This window comes from Variovorax davisae (assembly GCF_030316845.1).
GTDB classification, from domain to species: domain Bacteria; phylum Pseudomonadota; class Gammaproteobacteria; order Burkholderiales; family Burkholderiaceae_C; genus Variovorax; species Variovorax davisae.
In genome coordinates this window covers 117089-131307 of sequence record NZ_JASZYS010000015.1, presented here as the reverse complement: position 1 = coordinate 131307, position 14219 = coordinate 117089, and the positions used below count along the sequence as shown (strand labels likewise).

Genomic DNA, 14219 nt, shown 5'->3' with positions numbered 1-14219 from the left:
TCGGCAACCCCTTCGCTCATGCCGCCCCCTTCAGCGCCGCGCGCTCTTCGGTCGTCTGCGCCACCTTGTCGCGCACGTACAGCGGCCAGGCCTCGGCCGGCGCCACCGTCCGGCCGGCGGCCAGCAGCGCCGGCGCCAGCCGCAGCATCGCGGCCGCGGTGGGCAGCACCTCGTGGCGCGCCGCCGCCCGCGGCAGGCGCTCGCCGTAGGCGGCGAACGCGTTGCCGGCCAGCGCCCAGCCCTCGGGCACCACGACGCCTTCGGGTGCCAGCAGTTCGGCCTCGCTGGCGCTCCACGCGACCCCGAAGTCGTAGCCGGCCGCATAGACCTGGTCCATGCGCGCATCGAGCACCGCCACCACGCGGGTGGCGCCGAAGCGGTCGTGGGCTTCCTCGGCGACGGCGTGCAGCGTGTCGATCGGCAGCAGCCGGACGCCGGCGCCGTAGCCCAGCCCCTGCGCCACCGAGCAGGCCGTGCGCAGGCCGGTGAACGAGCCCGGCCCGCGGCCGAAGGCGATGGCGTCGAGTTCGCGCAGGCTCAGGCCGGCGGCCCCCAACAGCTGCTGGATCAGGGGGATCAGGCTGGCCGACGACTGCGCGCCGCCGGTCCCGCTGTGCTCCAGCAGCAGGTCGCCGTGGCGCACCGCGATCGACAGCGCCTCGGTGCTGGTGTCGAAGGCGAGCAGCTTAGCCATCGACGCATGCTCCGGCCACGGCCACCGCGGGGGACGGCCGGACCGGCGCCCGGCTGCGCTGGACGCCGAACAGGATGCCCGCGGTCACCAGCAGGAGGCCGGCGAACAGGCTCCAGCTCAGCGGTTCGCCGAGGAAGATCACGGCGCCGAACGCCGACAGCCCCGGCACCAGCGCCGTGATCATGGTCGAGCGCACCGGCCCGAAGTACTGGATCATCCGCGTGAACGCGATGCCCGAGACGACCACCGAGCCGAGGCCCTGGAACGCCATCTGGAACAGGATCTCGCCGACCGGCGCGCTGGCCAGGTGGCTGCGCACGAGGCCGGCCGCGGTCAGCAGCGCATAGGCCGGCACGAAGGCCGCGAAGGCGAACACGGTGATGGCGATGGTGGCGCGCACCGCCTCGAGCCCATGGCGGCGGACGACGATGCTGTAGCAGGCCCAGCTGAAGGCCGCGCTCATGAAGAGCAGGTCGCCCTTCCAGATCTGGCCGCCCTCCAGCGCGTGCAGCAGGCTGGTGCCGCCGACGAACAGGTCGCCGAGGACGATCAGCGCCAGCCCGAGCGCGCGCAGCGGCGTGATGCGGTCGCGCAGGACCAGGGCCGCCAGCAGCGTGGTCCACAGCGGCAGGCTGCCCGGCATCAGCACCGAGGCGTGGCTGGCCGGCGCGAAGAAGAACCCGCTATAGGCCAGGAGCGCGTAGGCCAGGCCGCCGAAGACGCCGGCCAGCGCGGTCAGGCGCAGCGGCAGCGGCGAGAGGCCGAAGAAGGAATCGCGCACCGAGCCTTCGGCGCGGGCGCGCATGACCAGCCAGGCGCCCCAGGGCAGCAGCACCAGGCTGGCGCCGCAGATGCGGGCGAAGGCGAGGTCGAAGGGCGACAGCGAGCGCCCGGCGGAGGCGCGCGCGATGACGATGAACGCGGTCCAGACCCCCACCGTGACGACGGCCGCGCCGATGCCGATGGTGCGGGCGGAGAAGCGGGGGGCGGCGGGCATCGGGGGATTATCCAGGGTGGGCGGTCGGCGTGCTGCCGCCGGCCGCGAGGGCCGCCGCCGGCCCGGGATAATCCGGGCATGACCGTCGCCCCGCCGTCCGAGCACCGCCGCTCGCGCCTCGTCCGCCCCCTGGCTTTCGTCCTCGCTCTCGCCGCCGCGGCGCCGGTCCTGGCCCAGGGCCTGCCGAACGAGGTCGAGGCCGCGCTGGCCCGCGCCAAGGTGCCACGCGACGCCGTGACCATGCTGGTGGTGGATGCCGAGGGCGCCCGGCCGCCGCGGCTCGCCTGGCGCTCCCAGGTGCCGGTCAACCCGGCGTCGATCATGAAGCTGGTCACCACCTACGCGGCGCTCGACCTGCTCGGCCCGGCCTTCACCTGGCAGACCCCGGTGTACGTCGACGGCCCGGTGCGCAACGGCGTGCTCGAAGGCAATCTCTACATCCAGGGCCAGGGCGACCCGAAGCTGGTGATCGAACGGCTCTGGCTGCTGCTGCGCCGGGTGAAAGGGCTCGGCATCCAGGCCGTGCAGGGCGACATCGTGCTGGATCGCAGCGCCTTCGAAGTCGCCGACAGCGATCCCAACGCCTTCGACGGCGAGGGCCAGCGCCCCTACAACGCGGCCCCGGACGCCCTGCTGGTGAACTTCAAGTCGGTGGTCATGACCTTCGTGCCCGACCGCGACGGGCAGGCCGCGCGGGTGAGCTACGACCCGCCGCTGGCCGGCGTCGCGATGCAGGCCGCGGTGCCGCTGGCGGCCGGCGAGTGCGGCGACTGGCGCAGCGCCCTGGGCAGCGACTTCGCCGATCCGGCGCGGCTCGCGTTCGCCGGCAGCTATCCGGCGGCCTGCGGCGAAAAGACCTGGGCCGTGGCCTATGCCGACCCGCGCGGCTACGCCGCCCGCGCCGTCGGCGGCCTCTGGGCCGAGATGGGCGGCCGGCTCCAGGGCCAGGTGCGCGACGGCCGGGTGCCGGCCGGCCTGCGGCCGGCGTTCGAGGCGGCGTCGCCGCCGCTGGCCGAGGTGATCCGCGACATCAACAAGTACAGCAACAACGTGATGGCGCAGCAGCTGTTCCTGACGCTCGGGCTGCAGCAGAAGAAGCGCGGCACGCTCGACGCCTCGCGCGCCACGCTGCGCCAGTGGTGGAACGAGCGCATCGGCACCGGAGAGGGCCAGCCGGTGATCGACAACGGCTCGGGCCTGTCGCGCGACGAGCGCATCAGCGCCGCCGCGCTGGCCAGGATGCTGCAGGTGGCCTGGCGCTCGCCGCTGATGCCGGAGCTGGCGTCCTCGCTGCCGGCCTCCGGCGTCGACGGCACCCTGCGCAAGCGCGCGCTGCGCTCGGGCGGCGCCGCGCACCTGAAGACCGGCACCTTGCGCGATGCCGCCGGCGTGGCCGGCTATGTGCACGGGGTCAGCGGCCGGCGCTGGGTGGTGGTGGCGATCGCCAACCACGGCAATGCGGTCGCGGCGCGGCCGGCCTTCGACGCTCTGGTCGACTGGGCCGCCCAGGACTGATCCCCAAGCCCGCCGTGTAGGCGGCCGCCGCTTGCGCAGCGGCCGGTGGGTGACCAGAATCGAGCGCCGGTTCGAAACCCCGCAGGAGACAGACCTCATGAAAAGACTCCCAGCCCTCGCCCTCTCGGGCGTCGCCTTGATGACGATCCTCGCTGGCTGTGGAGGCGGCGGCGGCAACAACGGCTTCGCGGTCAACGTGCCGGCGGACACCGGTCGCGGCTCGGTCGTGACCCAGCCGCCGGAGCGGGTGCAGCGGCTCACGACCGACCAGTTCACGGCCCTGCTGCAGGTCACTGCGCAGGGCCGTTCGCTGCAGGCCATCGCCGGCACGCCGAAGTGCGGCGTCGACCTGCGCTACCTCGAATACCGCACCATCGGCGGCCAGGGCGAGGCCACCAACGCGACCGCCGCGATCATGGTGCCGGCCGGCACCGACCCGGCCTGCAACGGCCCCCGCCCGGTGGTGCTGTACGCGCACGGCACCGCCGTGGAACGCAGCTACAACATCGCCCGCTGGACCGACACCAGCCAGCCGGCGGCGGCCGAAGGCGTGATCGCGGCGGCGATGTTCGCGGCCCAGGGCTACATCGTGGTGGCGCCGAACTACGCCGGCTACGACAAGTCGACCCTGACCTACCACCCCTACCTCAACGGCAACCAGCAGGGCAAGGACATGGTCGATGCGCTGACCGCGGCGCGCAAGACCTTCCCCTTCATCGACGCCAGCGACGCCGGCTCGCTGTTCGTCACCGGCTATTCGCAGGGCGGCTACGTCGCCCTGGCGGCGCACCGCGAGCTGCAGGCCATCGGCGCGAAGGTGACGGCGTCGGCGCCGCTGTCCGCGCCCGCCGCCATCAGCCTGCTGACCGACTACACCTTCAGCGGCTGGCCGGCGCTGGGCAGCACGCTGTTCACGCCGCTGCTGTCGACCAGCTGGCAGAAGCAGTTCGGCAACGTCTACACCGCCACCGGCGACATCTACGAAGCCCAGTTCGCCAACGGCATCGACACCCTGCTGCCGAGCCTGGTCCCGAGCAACACGCTCTACACCACCGGCAAGCTGCCGCCGCTGGCACTCTTTCCGCCGAACGCGATGCCGGGCCCGGTCGATCCGTCGCTGGCCGTGTTCTATGCGCCCAACAACCTGGTCCGCCAGAGCTACCTGACGCAGGCCGCCACCGACATCCAGGCCAACCCCTGCCCCGGCAATGCGCTGCCGGCGACGCCGGCCTCGCTCAACAACGCCGCGCCGCTGGGCTGCCAGCCGCTGCTCGGATTCCGCAAGGCGGCGGTGGCGAACGACCTGCGCAACTGGCTGCCGACGCGTCCGGTGCTGATGTGCGGCGGCGCCAACGACCCGACCGTGAACTTCCTCAGCACGCGGGCCACCGCCGGCTACTTCCGCGCCAGCGGCATGCCGGCCTCGGCGCTGACCGTGGTCGACCTCGAGGACGTCAACGCCACCGACGCCTTCTCGGCGGCGCGGGCCGGCTTCGCCCAGGCCAAGATCGGTACCGCGACCAACGCCGGCGGCACGGCGGCGGACCAGCAGCAGGCGGTGGTGCAGGCCTATCACGGGACGCTGGTGCCGCCGTTCTGCATCGCGGCGGCGCGGGGATTCTTTGCTGGGGTGCTGGCCTCGGGAGGCTAGCGGCCTGCTCGATCCCGCAAGGTCTCAGGAAGCGGCAGCGCGCGTCAACCTGTCGCGCACCCCCTCCCACTCGGGTCCGGGCGGCGGGATCTCGACCCAGATCAGCTTGACGCCCTCGGCGTCGAAGTCGCGCAGCACCGCGAACAGCTGCTGGGCGGTGGCGGCGGCGTCGTCGGGCATGCGCCGCTGCAGCAGGCGCTGCGAGCGGCTGCTCAACACGGTCCGCGACCAGACCGCCATGTTGGCGGCGTTGGCCCCCAGCACGTCCAGGCCGGCCTGCAGGGCCTTGGCGTCCATCAGGCGCACCTTGGCGCTCGGCGCGTAGTGCGCTTCGAGCGTGCCGGAAGCCCGCGGGTCGGGCGCCCCGAGCGAGTCCTTGTCGCGCAGCGGCTCGCCGCCGGCGGCCTCGACCTGGGTGCGGGTGATCGCGCCGGGACGCAGCAGCACCGGCGCGCCGCGGCTGCAGTCGACGATGGTCGATTCGATGCCGACCTCGCACGGTCCGCCGTCGACCACCAGCAGCGTGTCGCCGAACTCCTGCTGCACGTGCAGCGCGGTGGTCGGGCTGACGCGGCCGAAGCGGTTGGCGCTCGGCCCGGCGACGCCCAGCACGCCCACGTCGGCACAGGCGGCCAGCAGCGCCTGCGCCACCGGATGCGCCGGGCAGCGCAGGCCGATGGTGTCCTGGCCGCCGGCCGCCGCGGCGCCGACGCCGGGCTGGCGCTCGACGATCAGCGTCAGCGGGCCGGGCCAGAAGGCGCGCACCAGCTTCTGGGCAAAGGGCGGCAGGGGCCGGGCGAAATGCGCCAGCGCCTCGGTGCCCCGGGCGCCCGCCGCCACGTGGACGATCAGCGGGTGGTCGCTGGGCCGGCCCTTGGCCGCGAAGATGCCGGCGACCGCGGCATCGCTGCCGGCGTCGGCACCCAGTCCGTAGACGGTTTCGGTCGGAAAGGCGACCAGGCCGCCGGCGCGCAGGACCTGCGCGGCCTCGGCGATCGCCTCGGGCAGGCGGCCATCGCGGATCATCCCGGCGCTCCCGCTCATTCGGACAACGGGATCGGCAGCCCCAGCAGCGCCGCCGCGAAGTCGGCCGTGCTGCGAACCGCCTCGATCCCGTCGCCGGTGATGTTGAGGTGTCCCATCTTGCGGCCGCGCCGCGCCTCGGTCTTGCCGTAGAGATGCAGGTGGGTGCCGGGCAGGGCCAGCACGTCGGCCCAGCGCGGCTCCTGCGGCGCCTCGCCATCGACGAACCACAGGTCGCCCAGCAGGTTCAGCATGATCGCCGCGCTGTGCTGGCGCGGCGGATTGAGCGGCAGGCCGGCCAGCGTGCGCACCTGCAGTTCGAACTGCGAGACGTCGCTGGCGTCCACCGTCCAGTGGCCACTGTTGTGGGGACGCGGTGCCATCTCGTTGACCACCAGCTGGCCGTCGCCGAGGACGAAGAACTCGACGCACAGCACCCCCACATAGGCCAGCCCGTCGGCGATCGAGCGGGCGGCGGACACCGCGCGGCGGGCGGTCGACTCGGGCATGTTGTGGGGATGGACCTCGGTGACGGCCAGGATGCCGTCGCGGTGCAGGTTGCGCTGCACCGGGAAGTTCACCATCTGCCCGTCCTCGCCGCGGGCGACGATCACCGAGCATTCGAAATCGAGCGGCAGCAGCTGCTCGAGCACGCAGGGCACGCCGCCGGCGTCGTTCCAGGCGGTCTCCAGCTCGGCCCGCGTCGCCACCCGGCGCTGGCCCTTGCCGTCGTAGCCGAGCCGCGCCGTCTTGAGGATGCCGGGCAGCAACTCGGCCGCCACGGCCGCCAGCTGATCGGCGGTCTCGATCACCGCGTAGGGGGCGCATGCGACGCCGCAGCGCACGAAGTGGCTCTTCTCGCGGATCCGGTCCTGGGCGATCGCCACCGCGTCGGCGCCCGGCGACACCGGCCGGGCCGACGCCAGGTGCTCGAGCGAGGGCGCCGGCACGTTCTCGAACTCGGTCGTGACGGCGTCGGCCAGGCCGGCCAGCCGCGCCAGGCCGTCGACGTCGGTGTAGTCGGTGTGGATGTGGTGGTGGCTCACCCGCCCGGCGGGGCTGTCGGCGTCGGGGTCCAGCACCGCGGTGAAATAGCCCATGGTCTGGGCCGCGTGCACGAACATGCGCCCCAGCTGCCCGCCTCCGAGCACCCCCAGCGTGGCGCCCGGCAGCACGACGCTCATTTCGACACCTCCGCGCTGCGCGCTGCGGTGCTCGCCTGGGGAGCGGCCCGGCGGCTCACAATGCGCCCCCGCCCTGCGGCGAGAACGGCGACACCGGCTCGGCCTCGCCCGGCGGCAGCGTCATGGCCTGCGCCGCTTGGGTCTGCCGCAGCCGGAAGGCGTCGAGCTGCGCCCGCAGCGCCGGGTCGCCGACCGCCAGCATGGCGACCGCGAACAGCGCCGCGTTGGCCGCCCCGGCGTTGCCGATCGCGAAGGTCGCCACCGGCACGCCCTTGGGCATCTGGACGATGCTGTAGAGCGAATCGACCCCCTGCAGGTGCCGGCTGGCGACCGGCACGCCGAGCACCGGCACCGTGGTCTTGGCCGCCAGCATGCCGGGCAGGTGGGCGGCGCCGCCGGCGCCGGCGATGATGGCGGACAGCCCGCGCGGCGCCGCCTGCTCGGCGTAGGCGAACAGTTCGTCGGGCATCCGGTGGGCCGAGACCACCCGGGCTTCGTGGGCGATGCCGAATTGCTGGAGAATCTCGACCGCGTTGCGCATCGTCTCCCAGTCGGAGTTCGAGCCCATCACCACGCCGACCTGAATTGCTTGCTTCATGGTTCCAATTTTACGTTTCACCCCCACCTTCCCGCGATGATCGACATCACACTCGAAAATTTCCAGTCCGAGCTGATCGACGGCTCGATGACCACGCCGGTCCTGCTCGACATCTGGGCCGAATGGTGCGGGCCCTGCAAACAGCTCGGCCCGGTGCTCGAAAAGCTCGAAGTCGAGTATGCCGGCCGCTTCACGCTGGCCAAGCTCGACGCCGACAAGGTGCCGCAGATTTCCGAGCAGCTGAGCCAGATGTTCGGCGTGCGCAGCATCCCCTTCTGCGTGATGTTCAAGGACGGCCAGCCGGTCGACGGCTTCGTCGGCGCGATCCCGGCCGACCAGATCCGGACCTTTCTCGACAAGCACGTGCCGCCGGGCGACGACGAGGACGCGCCGCCGCTGGACCAGGAAGTCTCGGCCCAGCAGGCGCTGGCCGAGGGCGACACCCAGGGCGCGCTCGAGAAGCTGCAGCACGCGGTCGCCACCGACCCGGCCAACGACGACGCCCGATTCGACTACGTCAAGCTGCTGCTGCAGGAAGGCCGCACCGACGACGCCAAGGTCGCTTTCGCCCCGGTGATCGCCAAGACCTCGCTGGTGCGCCGTTTCGATTCGCTTCAGCGATGGATGGACGCGATCGACTTCGCGGCCCCGGCCAGCGCCGCCGCGCCCGCGCTGGCCGACCTCGACGGCCGCATCGCCGCCAACAAGCGCGACTTCGACGCCCGCTTCGACCGCGCCCGCCTGCTGATGGCCGCCCGGCGCTGGACCGACGCCATGGACGAGCTGCTCGACATCCTGATGCGCGACAAGAGCTGGAACGAGGACCTGGCGCGCAAGACCTACATCGCGGTGCTCGACATCATCGAACCACCGAAGGTCAAGGTCGCCGACGGCCAGATCCCGCCCGACGACCCGACCGTGGCCAGCTACCGGCGTCGGCTGAGCAGCGTGGTGTTGAGCTGAGGCCCGGGGAGCGCGAGGCGTTGGCGGGCCCGGCGCGGTCGAATACGATGGCGCAACTCTCAATTTGTTGCAGAAGGACACACAGGCCATGCGCTCCCGCCCTGCCGCCATCCCCCTTTTCACGGCCGCCCTGCTGGCAGCGGTGCTGACCGCCGGCTGCGGCAGCGGCATCCCGCTCGACGAACCGATCGAAGGCCCGGTCTGGCGCCTCGACCAGCTCGGCGGCGAGCCGGTGGCCGCCGGCAGCGACCCGCGGCGCGACCCGCAGGTGGTGTTCAACCGCAGCAACGGGCGGGTGAGCGGCTCGGGCGGCTGCAACCAGCTGTCGGGCACCTTCGAGCGCAGCGGCAGCACGCTCAAGCTGAGCCAGCTGGCCTCGACCCGGATGGCCTGCACCGACCCGGCGCTCGGCACCAAGGAGCAACAGTTCTTTGCCGCCCTGCAGGCCACCGCCAGCTACCGGCTGCAGAGCCCGACGCGGCTGGCGCTGCTCGACGCGAGCGGGCGCACCGTGGCCACGCTCAGCGCAGCGCGCTGAGGCGGGTCTGGGGGCCGCGCCCCCGAAGACCGGGTAGGCCATCCGTGCGATGGACATTTGATCCGGCCCGCCACAAGAATGCCCTTTCGCCGTCAGCCGCCGGCCTCCTGCCGAGAGGGGATGACTTTGCAATCCGATCCTCCGAAGATCGCTGCTCCGGATCCAGTCGGGTGGGTGCTGCCGCATCGCCGCAAGGTGGTGCTGGTGGTGGACCTGGTGGAGTCCGTGACACTCATGCAGGCAGACGAGCTCGGTGTCGTCACGCGCTGGCAGGCATTGCTGGCCGAAGTGAACCGTTCGATCCTGCCGGCGCACGAAGGACGGCTCGTGAAAAGCCTTGGCGACGGCCTGATGACCGAGTTCGACGCCCCGCAGCAGGCGGCCGCGGCGGCCCTGGCCCTGCACGAGTGGATGGAGACCCGCTGCCCGCCGCTGCCCGATGGCCACGCCCTGCATCTGCGCGCCGGCATGCACGCGACCGACGTCTATGTCGATCAGCACGACATCTACGGCCACGGAGTCAACCTCGCGGCACGCGTGGCGACGCTCGCCGGGCCAGGTCAGACCGTCATCACGGCAGAGGTGCGCGATCTGCTGGACGACGAACTCGACGGCGTGTTCGAGGACCTTGGCGAATGCTGGCTCAAGCACATCGATCAGCCGGTTCGCGCCTACCGCCTGGCGTCCCCCGCCGGCCGGCATGCGCCCATCGCATTGCACGACAGCGCGGCCACGCCGCCCGTGATGCAGGCCACCATCGCGGTGCTGCCCTTTTCGTTCCAGGACGGCAGCTCGCAGATGGACGTGATCGGCGACCTGATCGCCGACGGCATCATTGCGCAGATCTCCAAGTCGGACCAGTTGCGCGTGGTCTCCCGGCTGTCCACTCGCGCGCTCGGGCAGCGCAACCTCAGCCTCGGCGACATCGCCGGCCGCTTGGCTGCGAACTACGTGCTGTCGGGCAGCTACTACGCGCCCGGGCGGCAGATCCTGATGAACGCCGAGCTCGCCCATGCGGCCTCGGGCCGGGTGATCTGGGCCTCGCGCCGCATCGCGGCGCTGGAGGACCTTTTCAATGTCCGCTGCGAGACCATCGACGAGTTCGCCAGCGAGATCAACGCCGCGATCCTCAGCAGCGAACTGGCACTCGTCAGCACGGCCCCGATCCCGAACCTGTCGAGCTACACGCTGATGCTCGGCGGCATCAGTCTCATGCACCGCTCGGCCCGTACCGACTTCGCGCGCAGCCGCGAGGTGCTCGAACTCCTGGTCGAACGACATGCGCAACACCCGCTGGCGCGCGCCTGGCTGGCGAAGTGGTATGTGCTGTGCGCGACGCGCGGGCTGTCGACGTCGCCTGCTGACGACGCTTCGCGAGCGCTCGACCAGACGCGTCGCGCGCTCGACAACGACCCCGCCAACGCCCTGGCGCTGGCGATGGAAGGCTTCGTCTATTGCCACCTGATCAAGGATTTCGACAAGGCGGCGCTGCGCCTGGACGAAGCCGTGACTCACAACCCCAACGAGCCACTGGCGTGGCTGTTCAAGGGCATGACGCACGCTTTCGAAGCGCAGGGCCCGCAGGCACAGGCGGCGTCCGCGCGGGCGCGGGCGCTGTCGCCGTTGGACCCCCTTGCCTACTACTACGAGTCGTTGTCCGCGTCGATGGCGATCGCCAACGGGGACTATGAGGAAGCGATTCGGCTGGCGCAGCGCTCGCTGCAGCGCAACGCCATCCACCCCTCGACCTACCGGGCCCTGGCCATCGCGCAAGCCCTGTCCCACCGCATCGAGGATGCGCGCGCGACCGTCGAACGACTGATGCGGCTCGACCCCGCGTATTCGTTGACCCGGTTCAAGAAGAACTATCCCGCCGCCGAGCGGGCGCCCGAGCAGTTCAGGCTGCTCGTCGAGGCCTTGCGAGAGGCCGGCGTGAAGGATTGATCACTGAGGAGAAGCGCATGTCACAACTGGGTGGATTTGGCGGATTCGGGGGCTTTGGGGGCTTCGGCGGATTTGGCGGCTTCGGCGGCTTCTCGGGCGCAAGCGCGCCGACCGGCGGTCCGGCGCTGGGCGATGCCTTTGCCAACCCGCTGGTGACCACTGCGCTGACCACCAGCCGGGATGGGATCCGCAACCCGAACGCACCCGTTCTCCCGCGCAACGATCCGGGCTTCAACTGGCCCGGCAGCACGGCGCGCTGGGAAGCCTGGGTGCGTTCGCACCTGCTTCAATGGGAGCTGAGCCAAGGGGTGCGCTTCGTGCCCCTGCCGGCGGCACCGATCCCACCGCCGCCGAGCACGCCCCTGGTGCCTTCCGCGACCTGTTCGCTGTCGATGCTGATCGACAACGTGCCCGTCTTCGAACTGGCGCGCCCCAGCACCAGTTTCTTCCAGGCCCAGATTCAGCTCGTGCAGGCGTGGAGCGAACTGAGACTCGAACGGGCGCCCGAGATCCTGGCGCAGATCGACAACCAGTTCGCCTTCGTGGCCTCGGTCACCGGGCTGCACGTCGAGCGACACCGGTGGACCACCGAACTGCTGGCCAACGCGATCCAGTTCACCGTGTTGCTGGAAATGCAGTTCAAGCACCAGCTCGCCTGCTGGCGGCCCTTCCAGTACTCGGACCAGGTGCAGCCGATGCTCACGACGCCGGGGCACGGGTCCTTCCCGAGCGGCCATTCGACCCAGGCCTTCATGCTCGCGCGCCTGCTGGTCGGCATCCTCGACCTGAACGCCAAGGCGCCCTCGATGGCCGAGCAGCTCTATCGGCAGGCGGCGCGCATCGCGACCAACCGGGTCGTCGCAGGACTTCACTTCCCGGCCGACAGCGTGGCCGGACGCATGCTCGGCCACACCATCGCCGAATACATCCTCTGTCGCCTGGATGTTCGCAACAGTGTGATCCTGCGCAGCTTCGCGCCGCCGGAAGCCAAGGGCAGCAGCCTCGATCTGGACCTGGTCGCCCAGCCCATCGACTCCACCAGCAGCGCGGGCATCGGCGACATCATCGGCGCGCCGGTAGCGGTCAACGATGCCCCCGATCCGTCGGTGCTCAAGCAGATCTACGACTTCGGCGAAGCGGAGCGCGCGGCGCTCATGCCGTAGGGACCGGCAATGGCACTCGTTCATTCCTCCGGCCTGCGCATCGACGCCTATCTGGCATGGGCCATGCAGCCCGGCGTTCGTCTGTTCGATCGCAGCAAGTCCACCCATGCGACGCTGCTGGTGCGCTTCGAGCACCCACTCACGTTCGCGAGGATCGAGCAACTGAACAGCCGCACCATGCGCTGCAGCAAGATATTCGAGGGCTACGCGCATGCGACGGTGACGGTGCCGATCGATTCGCTCGACGATCGACTGGACGAACTGCAGGCCGCGGGCGCGGTGTACTGCGAGCTGGCGACGCCTGCAGCCCCGGTTCCGAACGACCTCCCGATGCCCGACCTGCCTGCGCTCCAGCCGGGTCCGGACACGGTGATCGGGATCATCGACGACGGCTGCCCCTTCGCGCATCAGGCCTATCGCCCGGGCAGCGCTGCCAGCGTGCGTTTCATCTGGGACATGGGCGGCACGCCGGGCACCGGTCCGGTTCCCGGCGATCCGCCGTTTTTCAACTACGGCGCCGAGTACACGCATCAGATCGGCCAGATCGTGAACATGGCGACGACGGCGCAGGGAGTCAACGAGGACAGCGCTTACGCACTCATCGGCCTGCCCAGCCTGCGCGCCATGGCAAGTCACGGCGCGCAAGTGATGAGCCATGCGGCGGGCTGCGCCCGGCCGATCGACGGCCGTTCGATGCCCCCGCTGGCTGGGCGAACGGACCTCGCCTTCGTCCAACTGCCGACGGCAGCGCTCGACGACCCCAGCGGCCTCTGGCTGAAGCAATTCGGCTACGAGGGCCTGCAAGCCATCTTCCAATATGCGCGCAAGCGTTTCCAGCCCCCTGCCGGCAAAGTGCTCGTGAACCTGAGCTACGGCCCGCAGACCGGCCCGCACGACGGCAGTTCGTTCATGGAGAGCGCGATCGAGGAGATGACCGAGAAGGCGCGCCTGGACAACTGCATCTTCCGGGTCGTCCTGCCCTCCGGCAACAACCACCTGCTGCGCTCCCACGCCGAAGTCCAGCTCAACGGGCTCGATGCGGTGGGACGCTCGTTCGACTGGAACGTGGCGGCCGACTCGCAGACCCACGCGCAGCTCGAGATCTGGCTGCCCACGCAGGTCACGCTGAACCACGTCGATGTGCGGGCCCAATCGCCCACGGGGGAAATCGCCCTGCTCAGCGCCCCGCCGCCGCCTGGGACCGTGCCGGAGCCGACGGTTCGAATCACGGCGTCGGAGGTGCCGGCGCCCCCGCTGCCCACGTCGCTGCCGCCGTTCGAGCAGACCCAGATGCAGATCACGGTCAGCGCTTCGCCGACAGCGCGCGCGCCGACCGACGCGGCATCGACAGCGCCCGCCAGGCTGGCGACGCCGGGACGTTGGCGCGTGACGCTGCTGGCCAGGCAGGCCGGCGTCGACATTCAGGGCACGGCGCATGTCTATCTCGCACGCAGCGACCCGAACATGGGTCGGCCCCTGCGTGGCCGCAGCGGACACCTCGGCAGCCCCCACTGCGACGATCCCTGCGGGACGATTCCCAGCGAGCAACTGGACCCCGATGCGCCGCACACCGGCCTGGCCGAAGTGTTCGCGCGCGGCAGCCTCAGCGGCATCGCGACCGGCGCCGAGAGCCTGGTGGCGGGCGGCTATCGCATCCAGGACGACCTGCCGGCGCCCTACAGCAGCGGCGGCCCCTGCCGGCCGCTGGCACCGCGCGACAGCCCGAATTGGGCCTATCCGGTGGAACAAAGCCGGGTCCTTCCCGGTCTGCTGGGCCGGGGCAATCGCAGCGGCGTCAGCATGCGTTTTTCAGGCACCAGCATCGCCGCACCGCAGCTGGTCAGGGAGTTGGCCGCCACGCCGGGCAGCGACCTGCCGCCGCTGCCGCCCCCGGTACCCCCGCCGCCGTCCTGGTTCCGACCGCGCTTCGGCGGTGGCAGGCGCTGACC

At 71.2% G+C, this 14219-nt stretch carries 12 protein-coding genes; 7 read left to right on the top strand and 5 right to left on the bottom strand.

The window, feature by feature from the left end; translation table 11 throughout:
* Positions 1–16 precede the first annotated feature (16 nt).
* Positions 17–694 (bottom strand): tRNA (adenosine(37)-N6)-threonylcarbamoyltransferase complex dimerization subunit type 1 TsaB, encoded by a 678-nt coding sequence (gene tsaB / locus QTI33_RS28260; RefSeq protein ID WP_286509742.1) that lies wholly within the window; start codon positions 692–694, stop codon positions 17–19.
* Entirely contained in the window at positions 687–1691 is a 1005-nt protein-coding gene (locus QTI33_RS28255) for a DMT family transporter (RefSeq protein ID WP_286509741.1), read from the bottom strand. The genes tsaB and QTI33_RS28255 overlap by 8 nt, the downstream gene beginning before the upstream one ends.
* A 78-nt stretch (positions 1692–1769) precedes the next feature.
* Between QTI33_RS28255 and dacB the strand changes: the two genes are divergently transcribed.
* Both dacB and QTI33_RS28245 read left to right on the top strand, forming a co-directional pair.
* Positions 1770–3206 carry a D-alanyl-D-alanine carboxypeptidase/D-alanyl-D-alanine endopeptidase gene (gene dacB, locus QTI33_RS28250; protein ID WP_286509740.1) on the top strand — a complete coding sequence of 479 codons (1437 nt, stop codon included), beginning with the start codon at positions 1770–1772 and terminating at the stop codon, positions 3204–3206.
* A 97-nt stretch (positions 3207–3303) separates the two neighbouring features.
* Entirely contained in the window at positions 3304–4857 is a 1554-nt protein-coding gene (locus QTI33_RS28245) for an alpha/beta hydrolase family protein (protein ID WP_286509739.1), read from the top strand.
* Positions 4858–4881: 24 nt separating this feature from the next.
* On the opposite strand, the gene QTI33_RS28240 is transcribed toward QTI33_RS28245, so the two are convergent.
* The 3 genes from QTI33_RS28240 to purE are packed head-to-tail and all read right to left on the bottom strand — an operon-like array spanning position 4882 to position 7662.
* Entirely contained in the window at positions 4882–5883 is a 1002-nt protein-coding gene (locus QTI33_RS28240) for an L-threonylcarbamoyladenylate synthase (protein WP_286509810.1), read from the bottom strand.
* Between the two features lie 14 nt (positions 5884–5897).
* On the bottom strand, positions 5898–7064 hold the full coding sequence (locus QTI33_RS28235) for a 5-(carboxyamino)imidazole ribonucleotide synthase (RefSeq protein ID WP_286509738.1): 1167 nt from the start codon (positions 7062–7064) through the stop codon (positions 5898–5900).
* 55 nt (positions 7065–7119) lie between these two features.
* Positions 7120–7662 (bottom strand): 5-(carboxyamino)imidazole ribonucleotide mutase, encoded by a 543-nt coding sequence (gene purE, locus QTI33_RS28230; protein ID WP_286509736.1) that lies wholly within the window; start codon positions 7660–7662, stop codon positions 7120–7122.
* A 36-nt stretch (positions 7663–7698) separates the two neighbouring features.
* Here purE and QTI33_RS28225 point away from each other — a divergent pair, with 36 nt between their 5' ends.
* From QTI33_RS28225 to QTI33_RS28205, 5 genes are all read left to right on the top strand, one after another.
* On the top strand, positions 7699–8625 hold the full coding sequence (locus tag QTI33_RS28225; protein ID WP_286509734.1) for a tetratricopeptide repeat protein: 927 nt from the start codon (positions 7699–7701) through the stop codon (positions 8623–8625).
* Positions 8626–8713: 88 nt separating this feature from the next.
* A complete protein-coding gene (locus tag QTI33_RS28220; RefSeq protein ID WP_286509732.1) occupies positions 8714–9163 on the top strand; it encodes an META domain-containing protein in 450 nt (149 codons plus the stop codon).
* Positions 9164–9337: 174 nt separating this feature from the next.
* Positions 9338–11107, top strand: a complete 1770-nt coding sequence (locus tag QTI33_RS28215; protein WP_286509731.1) for a tetratricopeptide repeat protein — start codon at positions 9338–9340, stop codon at positions 11105–11107.
* A gap of 17 nt (positions 11108–11124) precedes the next feature.
* On the top strand, positions 11125–12270 hold the full coding sequence (locus QTI33_RS28210) for a phosphatase PAP2 family protein (RefSeq protein WP_286509730.1): 1146 nt from the start codon (positions 11125–11127) through the stop codon (positions 12268–12270).
* Between the two features lie 9 nt (positions 12271–12279).
* Positions 12280–14217, top strand: coding sequence for a S8/S53 family peptidase (locus QTI33_RS28205; RefSeq protein WP_286509729.1), 1938 nt, complete (start codon positions 12280–12282; stop codon positions 14215–14217).
* The last annotated feature ends 2 nt before the right edge of the window (positions 14218–14219 follow it).

Bases quoted from the DNA above. Each gene is read 5' to 3' on its own strand.
- tsaB (WP_286509742.1), bottom strand. From the start codon at position 694: ATGGCTAAGCTGCTCGCCTTCGACACCAGCACCGAGGCGCTGTCGATC.
- QTI33_RS28255 (WP_286509741.1), bottom strand. From the start codon at position 1,691: ATGCCCGCCGCCCCCCGCTTCTCCGCCCGCACCATCGGCATCGGCGCG.
- dacB (WP_286509740.1), top strand. From the start codon at position 1,770: ATGACCGTCGCCCCGCCGTCCGAGCACCGCCGCTCGCGCCTCGTCCGC.
- QTI33_RS28245 (WP_286509739.1), top strand. From the start codon at position 3,304: ATGAAAAGACTCCCAGCCCTCGCCCTCTCGGGCGTCGCCTTGATGACG.
- QTI33_RS28240 (WP_286509810.1), bottom strand. From the start codon at position 5,883: ATGATCCGCGATGGCCGCCTGCCCGAGGCGATCGCCGAGGCCGCGCAG.
- QTI33_RS28235 (WP_286509738.1), bottom strand. From the start codon at position 7,064: ATGAGCGTCGTGCTGCCGGGCGCCACGCTGGGGGTGCTCGGAGGCGGG.
- purE (WP_286509736.1), bottom strand. From the start codon at position 7,662: ATGAAGCAAGCAATTCAGGTCGGCGTGGTGATGGGCTCGAACTCCGAC.
- QTI33_RS28225 (WP_286509734.1), top strand. From the start codon at position 7,699: ATGATCGACATCACACTCGAAAATTTCCAGTCCGAGCTGATCGACGGC.
- QTI33_RS28220 (WP_286509732.1), top strand. From the start codon at position 8,714: ATGCGCTCCCGCCCTGCCGCCATCCCCCTTTTCACGGCCGCCCTGCTG.
- QTI33_RS28210 (WP_286509730.1), top strand. From the start codon at position 11,125: ATGTCACAACTGGGTGGATTTGGCGGATTCGGGGGCTTTGGGGGCTTC.
- QTI33_RS28205 (WP_286509729.1), top strand. From the start codon at position 12,280: ATGGCACTCGTTCATTCCTCCGGCCTGCGCATCGACGCCTATCTGGCA.